Source organism: Pseudomonas vanderleydeniana, from assembly GCF_014268755.2.
GTDB lineage: Bacteria > Pseudomonadota > Gammaproteobacteria > Pseudomonadales > Pseudomonadaceae > Aquipseudomonas > Aquipseudomonas vanderleydeniana.
On the sequence record NZ_CP077093.1, the window covers coordinates 5,037,385 to 5,052,233 of the forward strand.

Genomic DNA, 14,849 nt, shown 5'->3' on the forward strand with positions numbered 1-14,849 from the left:
CGGTCGTCGCCGTGGCTAGGCCGCCAGTACCGACGCCATCTTGCCCAGGTGCTCGCAGGCGCGAATCACATACTCGTTGGAGAGTGCCGCAATGCGCCGGTAGTTGATCGATTGGCCGGTGGCCTGGCAGTAGAGCGCCAGTGCATCGGTGGCATGACGGAAATGCCGTGCTTCGACACTGCCGCAGTGGACGCTGAGAAAGGCCGCGATACGATGGGTTTCGCCGGCCGAGTAACCTCGCGACTCGCGCAGCCAGCGTTTCCACAACGGCGTCATCACGTTGTATTCACCGGTGTTGAACAATTCGGTCAGCGCCATCATTTCCAGGGCTTCGGTCAGGTCCGGGGCGAGCGGGCGCTTTTCCCCGACCCAGGCCGAAAACTCCTTGGTGATCGGGTTCAGGTAGCGGTCCTGCAAACGCCAGTCATCAGAACCACAGATCGTCGTGGCCATGCGCTGATACAGCTTGGAGTGGTGGGGATGGCCGTGCATCTCCCCCAGGCCGACATCCTCGACAATGATTTCGCCGCAATGCCTGGCGGCTTCAAGCAAGGCCAACCTTGCTTGCGGCTCACGCACCGACTCGGACAGTTGCAGCAGGCGCACGATAATACTGGCGACGGCATGAGCCGCCCCATCCGGGCTTCTCCACCCGCAAAAGAACGTGCACAGCGAAGCCGTCGACCAGGGTTGGGCAGTCATGTTTTCATAACGCCGCGTGTAATCCAGCAGCCGGTCGGCGTTATTGATAAAACCGTCCAGCAGTGCTTCCACCAGGTTACGGTCATCAACTTCCACCAGTGCCTGATGCACGTAATCAATGAATACCCCGTTTGAACTTTCCATGTTATCTCCTGACTTTATTGTTATTGAATCAGTGGCTACTCAAGCGTTCTACCGACGACAGAAAGTGCACGAAACGAGATAGCCCCTCGACCAACTCTTCGTGCTCAAGTGCATAGGAAATCCTGATACTGGAAGGGTCGCCGCAGCCGGATCCAGGCACTACCGCGATATGCGCCTCGGTCAACAACAGGTCGCTGAGGTGATCGACGTCCCTGATCGGTTCGCCGCGATACAGCCCACCCAGCCATGGGGTGACGTCGATGTACAGGTAGAAGGCGCCTTCCGGTGGCGCATAGGTCATGCCGGGCACCGGATCCAGATAGCGGCGTGCCGTCTCCAACTGACCTTGCAGAAAGGGCCCGAGCTGGGCGACGAAGGGTTCGGTGCCCGTGTCGAGCGTGGCCAGTGCGGCGTACTGCGACAGGCTGCTGGGGTTGGAAGTGGTGTGGCCCTGCAGGTTGTGCATGGCCGAAATGACCTGGGCCGGCGCGCAGGCATATCCCACCCGCCAGCCGGTGACGGCCTGGCTTTTGGAGAAGGAGTCGATCAGCACCGTCTGGGGCTTGAGCGCCGGCAACAGCGACAGGATGTTGTGATGCTCGAAGGGCGTCCGGGTGAGACTGCGATAGCACTCGTCAAACAACACCCAGAGCTGATGATCGACCGCCAGTTGGGCGATCTCGAGCAGTTGCCGTTGTTGATACACGGTGCCAGTGGGGTTGTTGGGCGAGTTGATCACGATCATCCGCGTTCGCGGCGTGAGTGCAGCCCGCACGGCCCTGGCCGTCAGGCGATAATCGTCGGGCCGGGTATCCACCCCCACCGGGGTGGCACCTGCCAGGCGGATCTGCGTCGGAAAGGTCTCCCAGTGCGGGACCGGCACGATGACCTCGTCGCCGGGGTTGAGCAGCACCATGCAGGCGTTGTAGAGCGCCTGCTTGGCCCCGGCGGTCACGGCCACTTCGTTGGCCGCGAACGCCACCCCGGTACGCTCCGATACCCGCAGCGCCAATTGTTCGCGCAGGCGCGGCAGGCCGAGTGGTGGGGTATAGCGGTTGCGTGCGCCCTGGATGGCTTCCAGGGCCCCCGCCTTCATTTGCGCACTGGCATCGAATGACAACTCGCCGGCAGCGAAGTTGATAACATGCACTCCACTTTCCTTCAAGGCGTTGGCCTTACTGCGCATACTGGAAGTGCCGGGAGGAGTTAGTTGCAGCGCGCGTTGCGACAGACAAAACCGAGGAGCGGATAATTCATTATTATTCATCTTATACCTGCACGTATGCTCATTACTGTCATCAGGTGCCCGTTACTTCGGTGCACTTACAGCTTGATGACAACTTGACGTGCAGGCCAATACTCTTTCAGTCGTTATTGATACTTGCCGTGAATTGAATCCAGTCCTCTCTGCACCCACCACGAAAGAGGCAGGGTCAATAACAGAAGTGCCGCCAGGCCGACCACCGCGACCGGAATACCGGTCACGTCGCCCAGGCCGCCAAACAGCACCGGCGCCAACGCGCCACCGCCAATGGTGCCGGTGTAGAACAAGGCAAAGGCATGGTCGACATTACCCTCCCCGGCTAGGTCCGGCACCGCGCCATACAGCACCGACGAGGTGCCATTGAGGGCCAGGCCCAGCAACGGCAGGACCGCCATCAGCCCCAGGTAAGGCAGGAACAGGCTGAGAACGATCAGGGTGGCCGTGGTGAACTCCGTCAACCACACGGTTTTCATCATGCCGATGCGGGCGCCCAGGTAACCGCACAACAGCTTGCCGAACGCCCCGCCGACGAACAGCATCGTCAGGGCCAGGCCAATGCCGGCAGTGCCCGCGCCCTTGGCCTGGAGCAGGAACGGCAGGAACGTCAGAAACCCCATGCGTACCGCGCTGTCCAGGGTGCCGGTCAGGATCATGGCGCGCAACCCGCTGGCCGAGCCCTTGCCTCCCACCGCCTTGGCCTTTTTAGTCTGAGAGCTGCCCGTGGCCGACGGAATCAACCACCACAGCCACAGTGCCACCGCGAGACCCAGCAAGCCCACCAGGGTCACGCTGGCGCGCCAACTGATCACCGCCAACAACAAACCGACCAGACCGGGCACGAGGGTCTTGCCGATATCACCGGCGAAGTTGTACTGCGACAGCGCCTGCTTCACCCCGCCACCGGATTCATAGGCATCGGTGATCAGCGAGGACGCCAACGGGTGCTGGGTGCTGGCACCCAAGCCGCCCATCATCAGCGCCAACAGCAGGACGCCCAGCCCACCGGCAATCCCCGCCACCAGGTAGGCCAGCCCCGCCAGCAGCGTCCCCCCCACCAGCAGTCGCTTGCGCCCCCAACGCTTGGCCGCACGGCTGGCGAGCAATTGAAAGCCCGCCATCATCGCCGAATAGGCGCCCCGCAGCAGCCCGACCTGGGCATAGCTCATGGCGAACTGCGCCTGCCACACCGGCAGCAGCACGTAGATCACGTCCGTCAGCCCGTCGTGGATGGCATGGGCACCACACCCGGCAAACAGAGTGCGCCGGCGCCGGCTCTTGTCCTCGGCGGTTATCGCCGGTGCCGGCGATGGCTGGACGAGTTCATTCATGGGTTTGGGCCAGGCACTGGACGCAGTCGCGCATCACCGCCGCCTTGCGCTGCAGGTACTCGCCAAATATTTCCTGCGCGGCCGACTTGACCACCGCCACGTCCATCACCTCGACGAACTCCTCCACGGCCGCGACCGCGTGAGCGAAATGGTTGCTCTCGGTGCCACCGGTATGCACGGTGACCCAGGCCACCGTGGACCTGACCTTTTCGGTGGGCACCCCCATGTCACGCGCAAACCACTGCTTGAACAGCGGATGGATGAACTCCACTTCGCCATGGGTGTAGACCTCATGTACCAGCGTAGTCAACAACCCTTGCAGCAGGTCACGGTCACGCAGGCGCCGCATGTCCGTCCAGTCCTTGAACGCTTGTGCCGACGGCAGGCAGTTTTCCTTCAGCAGCCATTGGTCATCGCCACACAGCGGCGTGGCCATGTTGTAGAACAGCTCCGAATGCAGGGTATTGCCCAGCGCCCCAAGGTCCTCGTCCGTGATCCGCTGCAGATTGCTGCACACCTGGTGCAGCCGCTGCACCTGCGCGCCCTCCTCCGCGGAACGCGCCAGCAGGGTAATCCGATTCGCCAGCCCGGACACACTGGCAGCGGAGTTGTTGGTTTTCGACCAACTGGCGAAGAAGCGGCGCAGCGCCTGGGCGTCATGGCGACGAGCCGTCAGCGCGTGAAAGGCCTCTTCGATATCCACCAGGGCCGGTTCCTGACTGCGGAACGCTTCCAGCAACGCCTGTTTCAGAACGCCGGCATTCATCAGTTCCAGTACCGGTTCCACCAAATACAACAATTGGCTTTGGCGGGTCAGCGAATTGCTCACGGTCATCTCACTTTTTCCTTGTTATGTGATGAATCAAGCGTATTCATGGGCGCGGACGTGGCAGGGGATACCCTGGCTGCGCAGCGGGTTTCCAGAAGGTCCAGGCGACGAACAGCGACAACAACTGGAAGACCACGATCAGTGCGACACAGCCCGGCCACCCCCACTGCTCCCACAGGGCGCCTGGCACCCAGGCGCCAAAGCTGCCGCCCAGGTAGTAACTGGTCAGGTAAAGTCCCACGGCACCGGCCTTGTTGTATCGCGCGTGGCTGGTGGTGAAGGCATTGGCCGCGGCCTGGGCCAGGAACACCCCGGTGGAACTGAGCGCCAGGCCCAGCACGATCAGCCACAACGTCGATGCCAGGGTCAGCAGCGAGCCGGTGACGCCCAGCCAGGCCGCCACCTTCACCAGTTCGCCCTGTGGCCGCGCCTTGCTCAGGCGCCCGGCGATGGGAATCACCACCAACGCCAGGAGGAATACCGCGTAGATCGTCCCCAGCGCGCCCGAGCCTAGGGAGAACGGCGCCTGGCCCAGGTGCAAGCCGGCGTAGGTAAAGGTCGCCACCTGCGAAAACAGCACACAGAAACCCACGGCATAAGCGGCCAGCAACGGCCTGCGCCACAACTCGCCGGCAGCGGCCGCACGATCGACCAAGACCGGCGCGGGTGCCACAGGGTTACGCGGCAACAGCCACAGGATCAGCGCGCCCATGACCAGGCTCAACGCCCCCAACAGGCTCAGCGCCAGGCGCCAGTCGGCATACTCGGTCACCAGGCCCGTCAGGAAACGCCCACAGAAACCGCCCAGGATGGTGCCCGCGACATACACACTGGTGGCTTCGGACACCGCGCCCCCACTCCAGCGCACGCCGATATACGCAACACTGGTGGCAAACACGACAGGGATGAGCATGCCCTGCACCCCGCGCCAGAACAGGAACTCACCGAAACCGCTGGCCCAGGCCGCCAGCACCGCCGGCAGCGCCAGCAGCATCGCCGCCACGGCGATCACCCGGTGTTGCGCCGCACCGGCAGTCAAGCGACCGACAAAGGGCGCGGTAATGGCCACGGCCAGGGTAGTGACAGTGATGCTCCAGCCGGCCTGCCGGGCAGACACCCCAAAGGTCCCGGCCAACTCGGTGAGCAGCCCCTGGGTGGCATACAGGTTGAGAAACGCGGCGCACCCAGCCAGAAACAGGGCAATTCGAGGGCTCATAAGAAAATTCGTAATGCTTTTAAACAATTTATAAGATAGGCGACTAAGGGTTCCAATACCTATTTCCGACCGATTGATACCCAAGGATGAACATGATCGATCTGCGCCGACTGCGTTACTTTCTGACAGTCAGTGACGAGTTGCACTTCGGCCGCGCGGCCTCGCGCCTGCACATTGCCCAGCCACCCTTGACCCGGCAGATTTCCGCACTGGAAGCGGACCTGGGGTTTCGCCTGTTCGACCGCAGCACCCGCAACGTCACCCTCACCGCCGAAGGTCGCCACTTCCTGCCCTACGCCCGCGCCGTCATGGAGCAGGTCGACCTGACCACCGCCATCACCGGCAAGCTGGCGGCCGGCTCCGCAGGCCACCTGGCGGTTGGATATGCCAGTTCCATTGCCCTCTCGGACGTGTTCAGCCAGACCATCCAGGCGTTCTGCACGGCGTATCCGGACGTCCAACTGAGCGTGGAAGAAGGCGCCTCCAGCACCCAATGGGCGCACATTATCGAAGGCCGCCTGGATATCGGCTTGAGCCGCATGCAACCACCCGGTGACGACATTGACGTCCAGGCCCTCTGCCTGGACAACGAACCGCTGGTGGCGGCCATCGCCAGCGACAGCCCCCTCGCCGGACAGGCACAGGTGACACTGGCCGAACTCAGCGCCTATCCCCTGATCGCCTTCCCGGCAGACTACGGCTCAGGCCTGAACGAAATCGTCGAAACACTCTACCGCCGCCACGCGCTGACGTGCCGCCCGGCGCCCACCGGCAAGCAGATCACCTCGATCATCGCCCTGGTCGCCGCCGGCCGTGGCGTCGCCGTGGTGCCGCAGTGCACCCAGACCCTGGCCAAGCGCGGCGTGACCTACCGGCCCCTGGCAGAACTCGAGGCCACCGCGCCCCTGCTGGTACTGACCCGCAAGCGAGAGCGCAGCCCGTTGGTCAGCGCGTTTGTCGAGGTGATCCGCAAGACGATCGGGGCGAGGTGATCCCTCCGATCACGGGGCTGGAGATTCAAGCGGCTGCATCACTCATCTTGTTTCTGCTGCCTTCGAATGCCGCATGGCTTATCCTTGCGCCACATAATCAATGAAGCTGTGAACTAGACAATGGGTTTTGAACAACTAGCGGAGCTCCGCGACCGCCTCCGCGCTGAAAAAGCGCCGGTAGAGACTGACAAAGCGCTCCCCCCCAAGCGCAAGCCTTCCCCAAAGGCCCAGCCCCGCCCCGTGGATCCGGCAGTGGAAGCGATCTGGCCATTGCAGAAGCATTTTCCATTGGCTTTCCCGGTCAATCCGGCGCCCAAGGCTCCACTCAAGGAAGGGATTCTCCAGGATGCGGAACAGCACCTTGAGCTGCTCGGGCTAACCCGCGAGCAACTCAAACTGGGGATATCTACCTGGTGCCGAGGCAACCGGTACTGGACATGCATGGTGGAGAACGCGCCGCGCCTGGACTTGAACGGCCAAGCAGTTGGCGTCGTGACGGCCTCTCAGGCACTTCATGCGAAGCGGCAAGCTTCAAGGCAACGAAGCCAGGACCGGCGCAATCGTGCAAAGCCCAAAGCCGCTACCCCCGCGCCCACCGCCGATGCCGTCGTAGAACAGGCAGCGGAGTGAAAAAAGCCGCCCCATGATCAACGGGCGGCTGACGCGCTGTGGAATACACCGTCGGGAGCAGCTACGGCTCGATGTAGGAAAAAGCGTACATGACGACGAGTGAACCGCCCATTTACGGGGTCAGCGCAAAACCCTAGATTAGACCCATCAACCGAGGAACATGATGTACCTCGGAGGTCATGGATGATCTGCCACTGCTCGGAATGCTGCCGACAGGATGTTGGATGGACTTGATGGCAAAGAACCCGCTTCGGCGGGTTTTTTATTGCCTGGCGTTCGGGTGGGCAAACTCGACCCTACGCAGAACCTAAAACGGTTTTGATGGATGAAGCGGGCAGCTCCGAAGTGTTAAGCGAACTCATAGCGTACGAAACATCTTGGATGGCGCTGCCGACCACCCAGAAACGAAAAAGCCCCGAAAATTCGGGGCCTTGACAGTGTGCAATATGGCGGAGGCGCAGAGATTCGAACTCTGGGACCTGTTACAGTCGGCAGTTTTCAAGACTGCTGCCTTAAACCACTCGGCCACACCTCCCATGCATTGCGGGCGCCATAATACCGGAATGAAACACACTGTCAAACTCTCGTGATAGCTTGTTACAGAGCCTCTGTTATGATCTTTGCGACTGAACATTTCAAAACCGAAGGAGAGTTTCGCCATGCGCGAACAGGATTACGCCGTTAACAACAGCGTGCAGGCTGAGCAGCTAGAGGTTAGCCGCGTCCTGCGCAACACTTACAGCCTTCTCGCCCTCACCCTGGCCTTCAGCGGTGTGATGGCTTTCGTCGCCCAGCAGATGAACGTCCGCTACCCGAACGTCTTCGTGGTGCTGATCGGCTTCTACGGGCTGTTCTTCCTCACCAACAAGCTGCGCGACTCGGCCTGGGGCCTGGTGTCGACCTTCGCCCTGACCGGCTTCATGGGTTTCCTGCTCGGCCCGATCCTCAACCGCTACCTGGGCATGCAGGGCGGCGCCGAAGTCGTCAGCTCGGCCTTCGCCATGACCGCCCTGGTGTTCGGCGGCCTGTCGGCCTACGTCCTGGTGACCCGCAAGGACATGAGCTTCCTCAGCGGCTTCATCACCGCCGGTTTCTTCGTCCTGCTGGGCGCCACCCTGGCCAGCATCTTCTTCCAGATCAGCGGCCTGCAACTGGCGATCAGCGCCGGCTTCGTGCTGTTCTCGTCGGTGTGCATCCTGTTCCAGACCAGCGCCATCATCCACGGCGGCGAGCGCAACTACATCATGGCGACCATCAGCCTGTATGTATCGATCTACAACCTGTTCGTCAGCCTGTTGCAGATCTTCGGCATCATGGGTCGCGACGACTGATCACCCCTGTACGCAAAAAGCCCGCTTCGGCGGGCTTTTTGTTGACCGCGATTTAGCTTCTTGGGGAGTCTGGCCTTATCATGTCGACAGATTTGCTGACAGAGCCTTCCATGAAGTTTGCCATTGCGCTGTTTTCCCCACCCCACGCGCCCTCCTCCCGGCGTGCCCTGCTGTTCGCCCAGGCGCTGCTCGCCGGCGGGCACGAGATCGTGCGGTTGTTCTTCTATCAGGAGGGTGTGCACAGCGCCTCGGCCAACGTGGTCACCCCACAGGATGAACAGGACCTGCCACGGGAATGGGCGAGCTTCGTCAGCGACAACCAGCTCGACGGCGTGGTCTGCATTGCCGCCGCCCTGCGCCGGGGCGTGTTGAACGCCGAGGAAGCCCAGCGCTACAGCCGTCCGGCGGTAAACCTGGGCGCCGGTTGGGAACTGTCCGGCCTCGGCCAATTGCACGACGCGGTGCAAGCCGCCGACCGCCTGATCTGCTTCGGAGGGCCTTGAGATGCCCAAGTCCCTGCTGATTATCAGCCGCCAGGCGCCATGGTCCGGACCGAGTGCTCGCGAAGCGCTGGATATCGTCCTGGCCGCAGGTGCCTTCGATCTGCCCGTGGGCCTGCTGTTCATGGATGACGGCGTGTTCCAGTTGCTGCCGGGGCAAAAGGCCAAGGCCGTGCAACAGAAGGACCTGACGGCCAACCTGCAGGCATTGTCGCTGTTCGGCGTCGAGGATCTGTTCGCCTGCCGCGACAGCCTGGCCGATCGCGGCATCCTCGCCGACCAGGTGGCCAGCGAGGACCTGAACCTGCTCGCGACCGAGGAAATCGTCGCGCTCGTTAATCGTTATGACCAGGTGATTACGCTCTGATGTCGACCTTGCACGTGTTGTCTCACTCTCCGTTCACCGACAGCCGCCTGGGCAGTTGCCTGCGCCTGCTGGGTGCCGAGGATGCGTTGCTGCTCTGCAGCGATGCGGTGTATGCCCTGCAACCGCGCAGCCTGCCGCTGGAGGCCCTGGAAGAGCGTGCCGCCACGCTGCGCCTGTTCGCTCTCGACGAAGACCTGCAGGCTCGCGGCCTGGAGTGCCCGAGCTGGGCCACCCGCGTGGACTATCCAGGGTTCGTCGAGCTGTCGGTCCAGCATGACAAGGTCAATACCTGGCTATGAATACGCTGACTGTGAACGGGCGGGACATCGCCCTGGACAAGGACGGTTACCTGGTCGAACTGAGCGACTGGTCGCCCGAGGTCGCCAACGCCCTCGCCGCCCGTGAAACCATCGAACTGGGCCCGGAGCACTGGGAGATCCTCGAACTGCTGCGCAATTTCTACCAGGAGTTCGAGCTGTCACCGGCCACTCGCCCATTGATCAAGTACACCGCCTCGAAACTGGGTGTGGAAAAGGGCAACAGCCTGCACCTCAACCGCCTGTTCAATGGCACTCCCGCCAAACTCGCCGCCAAGCTGGCGGGCCTGCCCAAGCCGACGAACTGTCTATGACCGATTACGCGCCGCTGATCACCGAAACACCCGAGGAACATCCCTTTGCGCAATTCGTGCGCATTCTCGGCAAGGGCAAGCGTGGTGCCCGCGGGCTGAACCGCGAGGAAGCCCGCGAGGCCATGGGCATGCTGCTCGACGAAAAGGTCGAGGACACCCAGCTCGGCGCCTTCCTGATGCTACTGCGACACAAGGAGGAAAGCCCGGAAGAACTGGCCGGCTTCACCGAAGCCCTGCGCGAACGACTCGATGCCCCGCCCCTACGGGTCGACCTGGACTGGCCGACCTATGCCGGCAAGAAGCGCCATCTGCCCTGGTACCTGCTGGCGGCCAAATGCCTGGCGCAGAACGGCGTGAAGATCCTGATGCATGGTGGCGGCGCACATACGGCGGGCCGGCTCTATACCGAGCAGTTGCTGGAGTTCCTGCAGATCCCGCTGTGCCGTAACTGGCAAGCCGTCGAGCAGGCCCTGGCGGCCGGCAACATCGCCTTTGCCCCGCTGGGTGACTGGGCACCTCAGCTGCAACGGATGATCGACCTGCGCAATACTCTGGGCCTGCGCTCGCCGATCCATTCGCTGGCCCGTGTCCTCAACCCGCTGGGCGCGCGCTGCGGCCTGCAGAGTATCTTTCACCCCGGCTACCAGGCTGTGCACCGCGAGGCCAGCCGCCTGCTCGGCGATACGGCCATCGTGATCAAGGGTGATGGCGGCGAGATCGAGGTCAATCCCGACAGCGCCAATCACCTGTACGGTACGGCCAACGGCGAAAACTGGGATGAGGAATGGCCCGCGCTGTCCGAACAACGCCATGTCAAACCGGCATCGCTGGAGCCCGAACACCTCAGGGCGATCTGGCGCGGTGAAATCGAGGACAGCTATCCACAACTGGCGTTGCTGTCGACCATCGCGCTGGCCCTGCGCGGCCTCGGCATGCCACGCGAGCAGGCCTTCGAACAGGCCCGGATTTACTGGGCCGCGCGAAACAAATCGATTTAATCGATTATTCAACCCCAGGTTTTGCGCTATTTTTTCGAACGATTCTCTTTAGACTGGGCTCCAACGCATCACTGCCAAGGAGTTTTTCTAGATGGGTCTCTTGATCGAAGGCCGCTGGCACGACCAGTGGTATGAAAGCAGCAAAGACGGCGCCTTCCAGCGCGAGCAGGCGCAGCGCCGCCACTGGGTAACTGAAGATGGCCAACCGGGCCCCAGCGGCGAAGGCGGCTTCGTCGCCGAGGCCGGCCGCTATCACCTCTACGTTTCGCTGGCCTGCCCCTGGGCCCACCGCACGCTGATCCTGCGCAAGCTCAAGGGCCTGGAAAGCCTGATCGACGTCTCGGTGGTCAGTTGGCTGATGCTGGAAAACGGCTGGACCTTCGACAAGAGCCATGGCTCCACAGGTGATCATCTCGACGGCCTGGAGTTCATGCACCAGCGCTATACCAGCGATACCGCAGACTATACCGGCCGCGTGACCGTGCCCGTGTTGTGGGACAAGAAGCTGAAACGCATCGTCAGCAACGAGTCGGCGGAAATCATCCGCATGTTCAACAGCGCATTCAACGGCCTGACCGGCAACACGCTGGACTTCTACCCGCAGGCCCTGCGTTCGGTTGTCGACGAGTGGAACGAACGGATTTATCCCGCCGTGAACAACGGCGTCTACCGGGCCGGCTTCGCCACTTCGCAATCGGCCTATGAAACGGCTTTCGACGGGCTGTTCGCCGAGCTGGACCATCTGGAGCAGCACCTGTCGCAGCATCGCTACCTGGCCGGCGAGTACCTGACCGAAGCGGATGTGCGACTGTTCACCACGATGATTCGCTTTGATGCGGTGTACCACGGGCACTTCAAGTGCAACCTGCGGCGCATTGCCGACTATCCGAACCTGTCGAACTGGCTACGGGAAATGTACCAGTGGCCGGGTGTGGCCGAAACGGTGGATTTTGCCCACATCAAGGGGCACTACTACGCCAGTCATCGCACTATCAATCCGACAGGTGTAGTGCCGAAAGGGCCGGAGCAGGATTTCACCCTACCTCATGATCGTGAGCGGCTGGTGGGACGCGGGGTACTGGGCGAGTGAGTGACGAGCGGGCTTGCCCGCGTCGGGGCGCAAAGCGGCCTTGAAACCGGCGACCGCATTCTGGCAAATGGAATGCGGTCGCCGGTTTTACGACTGCTTCGCAGCCGAGCGCAGGCAAGCCTGCTCACCACAAGGGCCTGATCAGACTTGACCCTGGGCGCCTTCGAACCAGGCCAGTTTCTCGCGAAGCTGGACCACTTCGCCGACGATCACCAGGGTTGGTGCATGCACTTCATGCTCCGCCACCAGTTGCGGCAGATTCGCCAGGGTGCCGGTAAATACCCGCTGGTTGACCGTGGTACCCTGCTGGATCAGCGCCGCCGGCGTATCCGCCGAACGACCGTGCTTGATCATCTGCTCGCAGATCACTGGCAAGCCCACCAGGCCCATGTAGAACACCACGGTCTGCGCCGGCGCCACCAGGTCGACCCACGGCAGGTCGGTGCTGCCATCCTTCAGGTGACCGGTGACGAAACGCACGGATTGCGCATAGTCACGGTGGGTCAGCGGAATCCCGGCATAGGCCGAGCAACCACTGGCCGCGGTGATACCCGGCACCACCTGGAACGGGATACCCTGGGCTGCCAGTTCCTCGATCTCTTCGCCACCACGACCGAAAATGAACGGATCACCGCCCTTCAGGCGCAGTACCCGCTTGCCCTGCCTGGCCAGCTCCACCAGTTGCTGGTTGATCTGGTCCTGCGGCACGGCATGGTCGGCGCGACGCTTGCCAACGTAGATCCGGTCGGCATCACGTCGGCACAGTTCGAGAATCGCCGGTGCTACCAGACGGTCGTAGAGCACCACGTCCGCCTGCTGCATCAGGCGCAGGGCGCGGAAGGTCAACAGGTCGGGATCACCCGGCCCTGCGCCGACCAGATACACCTCACCCGGTGCGTTCGGTGGCGTACCGTTGATCTTCTCCACCAGCAGGCGTTCGGCCTCGGCGCCCTGTCCGGCCAATTGCCGGTCGGCGATCGGCCCCTGGAACACTTCTTCCCAGAAGGCACGACGCTGCTGCACAGCCGGAAACAGCGCCTTGACCTGATGACGGAAACGCGCCGCCAGGCCAGCCAGTTGACCGTAGGTCGACGGAATCCAGGTTTCCATCTTGGCCCGGATCAACCGTGCCAGGACCGGCGCATCACCACCGCTGGACACCGCGATCACCAAGGGTGAGCGATCGACGATGGCCGGGAAGATCACGCTGCACAGGGCCGGCGCATCCACCACATTGACCGGCACGCAACGCCGACGGGCATCGGCGGATACCTGGGCATTGAGCGCTTCGTCATCAGTGGCGGCGATGATCAGCACACAACCGTCCAGGTCGGATTCGACATAACCGCGCAACAGCATTTCGCCGCCGCTGCCATCGATCAACTCGCGCAGTTGGCTTTCAATCTCGGGAGCAACCACCCGCAACACCGCACCGGCGTCGGCCAGCAGGCGAGACTTGCGCAAGGCAATCTCGCCGCCGCCGACGACCAGCACACGGCTGCCGCGCAGGTTGTGGAACAGCGGCAGAAATTCCATTTAGCCGATGACCTCGATGCCGCCCATGTAAGGCTTGAGCACCTCTGGCACACGGATCGAACCGTCGGCCTGCTGGTAGTTCTCCAGCACCGCCACCAGGGTGCGACCCACGGCCAGGCCGGAGCCGTTCAGGGTGTGGACCAGCTCGGGCTTGCCGGTTTCCGCATTACGCAAACGCGCCTGCATGCGGCGGGCCTGGAAATCGCCACAGTTGGAGCACGAGGAGATCTCGCGGTACTTGTCCTGGCTCGGCACCCACACTTCGAGGTCGTAGGTCTTCAGGGCGCTGAAGCCCATGTCACCGGTGCACAGGGCCAGGACGCGATACGGCAGTTGCAGCAACTGCAGGACCTTCTCGGCGTTGGCGGTCAGGCTTTCCAGGGCGTCCATCGACTTCGACGGCTCGACCACCTGGACCATCTCGACCTTGTCGAACTGGTGCTGGCGGATCATGCCGCGGGTGTCACGACCCGAAGCACCGGCCTCGCTGCGGAAGCACGGGGTGTGGGCGACGAACTTCAACGGCAGTTGCTTCGGATCGAGGATCTCGCCGGCGACGATGTTGGTCAGCGACACTTCGGCGGTCGGGATCAGGTACAGGTCGGCTTCGCCGTCGCGCTTGATCTTGAACAGGTCTTCCTCGAATTTCGGCAGCTGGCTGGTGCCCATCAGTGCCGGAGCCTGCACCAGGTAAGGCGTGTAGGCCTCTTCATAGCCATGCTCGCTGGTGTGCAGGTTGATCATGAACTGCGCCAGGGCGCGGTGCAGGCGGGCAATCGGGCCACGCAGCAGGGCGAAACGGGCGCCAGACAGCTTGGCCGCGGTTTCGAAGTCCAGCCAGCCGAACTTCTCGCCCAGGGCAACGTGGTCCTGGATCGGGAAATCGAAGGCGGTCGGCGTGCCCCAGCGACGCACTTCGACGTTGCCGTCCTCGTCGGCACCGACCGGCACCGATTCGTGTGGCAGGTTCGGGATACCCAGCAGGATCTGGTCCAGCTCGGACTGGATGGCGTCCAGTGCGGCCTTGCCTTCAGTCAGCTCGGTGCCCATGTTTTCGACGCTGGCCATCAGCGGCGCGATGTCTTCGCCGCGCTGCTTGGCCTGGCCGATGCTCTTGGAAACCGCATTGCGCTCGGCCTGCAATTGTTCGGTGCGGGTCTGCACCACCTTGCGCTGGCTTTCCAGCTCTTCGATGCGGGCAACATCGAGGCTGAAGCCACGGGAGGCCAGACGATCCGCTACGTCCTGGAGGTTGCTACGTAACAGTTTGGAATCGAGCATGTCGGTTTCT

General features: G+C 62.5%; 16 protein-coding genes and 1 tRNA gene. 9 read left to right on the top strand and 8 right to left on the bottom strand.

Annotated features, from left to right (window positions below):
- Positions 1-15 precede the first annotated feature (15 nt).
- From HU752_RS22635 to HU752_RS22655, 5 genes are all read right to left on the bottom strand, one after another.
- Positions 16-846: a hypothetical protein gene (locus HU752_RS22635; protein WP_186684647.1), complete on the bottom strand. Its 831-nt coding sequence runs from the start codon at positions 844-846 to the stop codon at positions 16-18.
- Positions 847-874: 28 nt separating this feature from the next.
- Positions 875-2,113: a pyridoxal phosphate-dependent aminotransferase gene (locus tag HU752_RS22640; RefSeq protein WP_186684645.1), complete on the bottom strand. Its 1,239-nt coding sequence runs from the start codon at positions 2,111-2,113 to the stop codon at positions 875-877.
- A 104-nt stretch (positions 2,114-2,217) separates the two neighbouring features.
- A complete protein-coding gene (locus HU752_RS22645) occupies positions 2,218-3,438 on the bottom strand; it encodes an MFS transporter (RefSeq protein ID WP_186684643.1) in 1,221 nt (406 codons plus the stop codon).
- Positions 3,431-4,267, bottom strand: coding sequence for a hypothetical protein (locus HU752_RS22650; RefSeq protein ID WP_225920196.1), 837 nt, complete (start codon positions 4,265-4,267; stop codon positions 3,431-3,433). The genes HU752_RS22645 and HU752_RS22650 overlap by 8 nt, the downstream gene beginning before the upstream one ends.
- 43 nt (positions 4,268-4,310) lie before the next feature.
- Positions 4,311-5,483 carry an MFS transporter gene (locus HU752_RS22655; RefSeq protein WP_186684639.1) on the bottom strand — a complete coding sequence of 391 codons (1,173 nt, stop codon included), beginning with the start codon at positions 5,481-5,483 and terminating at the stop codon, positions 4,311-4,313.
- A gap of 92 nt (positions 5,484-5,575) precedes the next feature.
- On the opposite strand from HU752_RS22655, the gene HU752_RS22660 reads away from it, so the two are divergent.
- Positions 5,576-6,475, top strand: a complete 900-nt coding sequence (locus tag HU752_RS22660) for a LysR family transcriptional regulator (protein ID WP_186684637.1) — start codon at positions 5,576-5,578, stop codon at positions 6,473-6,475.
- 120 nt (positions 6,476-6,595) lie between these two features.
- Positions 6,596-7,105, top strand: a complete 510-nt coding sequence (locus HU752_RS22665) for a ProQ/FinO family protein (RefSeq protein WP_186684635.1) — start codon at positions 6,596-6,598, stop codon at positions 7,103-7,105.
- Positions 7,106-7,552: 447 nt separating this feature from the next.
- Here HU752_RS22665 and HU752_RS22670 read toward each other — a convergent pair.
- A tRNA-Ser gene (locus HU752_RS22670) sits at positions 7,553-7,640 on the bottom strand.
- Between the two features lie 124 nt (positions 7,641-7,764).
- Here HU752_RS22670 and HU752_RS22675 point away from each other — a divergent pair.
- From HU752_RS22675 to HU752_RS22705, 7 genes are all read left to right on the top strand, one after another.
- A complete protein-coding gene (locus HU752_RS22675; RefSeq protein ID WP_186684633.1) occupies positions 7,765-8,436 on the top strand; it encodes a Bax inhibitor-1/YccA family protein in 672 nt (223 codons plus the stop codon).
- A 110-nt stretch (positions 8,437-8,546) separates the two neighbouring features.
- On the top strand, positions 8,547-8,939 hold the full coding sequence (gene tusD, locus HU752_RS22680; protein WP_186684631.1) for a sulfurtransferase complex subunit TusD: 393 nt from the start codon (positions 8,547-8,549) through the stop codon (positions 8,937-8,939).
- A 1-nt stretch (position 8,940) separates the two neighbouring features.
- Positions 8,941-9,303, top strand: a complete 363-nt coding sequence (gene tusC / locus HU752_RS22685; protein ID WP_186684629.1) for a sulfurtransferase complex subunit TusC — start codon at positions 8,941-8,943, stop codon at positions 9,301-9,303.
- Positions 9,303-9,602 carry a sulfurtransferase complex subunit TusB gene (tusB, locus tag HU752_RS22690; protein ID WP_186684627.1) on the top strand — a complete coding sequence of 100 codons (300 nt, stop codon included), beginning with the start codon at positions 9,303-9,305 and terminating at the stop codon, positions 9,600-9,602. The genes tusC and tusB overlap by 1 nt, the downstream gene beginning before the upstream one ends.
- Positions 9,599-9,934, top strand: a complete 336-nt coding sequence (locus HU752_RS22695) for a TusE/DsrC/DsvC family sulfur relay protein (protein WP_186684625.1) — start codon at positions 9,599-9,601, stop codon at positions 9,932-9,934. Before tusB ends, HU752_RS22695 begins: the two co-directional genes overlap by 4 nt.
- The gene (locus tag HU752_RS22700) at positions 9,931-10,932 is read left to right on the top strand and encodes a glycosyl transferase family protein (RefSeq protein WP_437182274.1); all 1,002 of its coding nucleotides are present in this window, start codon (positions 9,931-9,933) and stop codon (positions 10,930-10,932) included. Before HU752_RS22695 ends, HU752_RS22700 begins: the two co-directional genes overlap by 4 nt.
- 91 nt (positions 10,933-11,023) lie before the next feature.
- Positions 11,024-12,022 carry a glutathione S-transferase family protein gene (locus tag HU752_RS22705; protein WP_186684623.1) on the top strand — a complete coding sequence of 333 codons (999 nt, stop codon included), beginning with the start codon at positions 11,024-11,026 and terminating at the stop codon, positions 12,020-12,022.
- A gap of 141 nt (positions 12,023-12,163) precedes the next feature.
- Here HU752_RS22705 and cysG read toward each other — a convergent pair whose 3' ends face one another.
- Both cysG and serS read right to left on the bottom strand, forming a co-directional pair.
- On the bottom strand, positions 12,164-13,558 hold the full coding sequence (cysG, locus tag HU752_RS22710; RefSeq protein ID WP_186684621.1) for a siroheme synthase CysG: 1,395 nt from the start codon (positions 13,556-13,558) through the stop codon (positions 12,164-12,166).
- Positions 13,559-14,839: a serine--tRNA ligase gene (gene serS, locus HU752_RS22715; RefSeq protein WP_186684619.1), complete on the bottom strand. Its 1,281-nt coding sequence runs from the start codon at positions 14,837-14,839 to the stop codon at positions 13,559-13,561. It abuts the gene before it with no gap.
- Between the last annotated feature and the right edge of the window lie 10 nt (positions 14,840-14,849).

Excerpts from the sequence above, each read along its gene's own strand:
- serS (WP_186684619.1), bottom strand. The coding sequence starts at position 14,839 with ATGCTCGATTCCAAACTGTTACGTAGCAACCTCCAGGACGTAGCGGAT.
- HU752_RS22660 (WP_186684637.1), top strand. The coding sequence starts at position 5,576 with ATGATCGATCTGCGCCGACTGCGTTACTTTCTGACAGTCAGTGACGAG.
- tusD (WP_186684631.1), top strand. The coding sequence starts at position 8,547 with ATGAAGTTTGCCATTGCGCTGTTTTCCCCACCCCACGCGCCCTCCTCC.
- HU752_RS22700 (WP_437182274.1), top strand. The coding sequence starts at position 9,931 with ATGACCGATTACGCGCCGCTGATCACCGAAACACCCGAGGAACATCCC.
- HU752_RS22675 (WP_186684633.1), top strand. The coding sequence starts at position 7,765 with ATGCGCGAACAGGATTACGCCGTTAACAACAGCGTGCAGGCTGAGCAG.
- cysG (WP_186684621.1), bottom strand. The coding sequence starts at position 13,558 with ATGGAATTTCTGCCGCTGTTCCACAACCTGCGCGGCAGCCGTGTGCTG.
- HU752_RS22705 (WP_186684623.1), top strand. The coding sequence starts at position 11,024 with ATGGGTCTCTTGATCGAAGGCCGCTGGCACGACCAGTGGTATGAAAGC.
- tusC (WP_186684629.1), top strand. The coding sequence starts at position 8,941 with ATGCCCAAGTCCCTGCTGATTATCAGCCGCCAGGCGCCATGGTCCGGA.
- tusB (WP_186684627.1), top strand. The coding sequence starts at position 9,303 with ATGTCGACCTTGCACGTGTTGTCTCACTCTCCGTTCACCGACAGCCGC.
- HU752_RS22645 (WP_186684643.1), bottom strand. The coding sequence starts at position 3,438 with ATGAATGAACTCGTCCAGCCATCGCCGGCACCGGCGATAACCGCCGAG.
- HU752_RS22640 (WP_186684645.1), bottom strand. The coding sequence starts at position 2,113 with ATGAATAATAATGAATTATCCGCTCCTCGGTTTTGTCTGTCGCAACGC.
- HU752_RS22695 (WP_186684625.1), top strand. The coding sequence starts at position 9,599 with ATGAATACGCTGACTGTGAACGGGCGGGACATCGCCCTGGACAAGGAC.
- HU752_RS22655 (WP_186684639.1), bottom strand. The coding sequence starts at position 5,483 with ATGAGCCCTCGAATTGCCCTGTTTCTGGCTGGGTGCGCCGCGTTTCTC.
- HU752_RS22665 (WP_186684635.1), top strand. The coding sequence starts at position 6,596 with ATGGGTTTTGAACAACTAGCGGAGCTCCGCGACCGCCTCCGCGCTGAA.
- HU752_RS22635 (WP_186684647.1), bottom strand. The coding sequence starts at position 846 with ATGGAAAGTTCAAACGGGGTATTCATTGATTACGTGCATCAGGCACTG.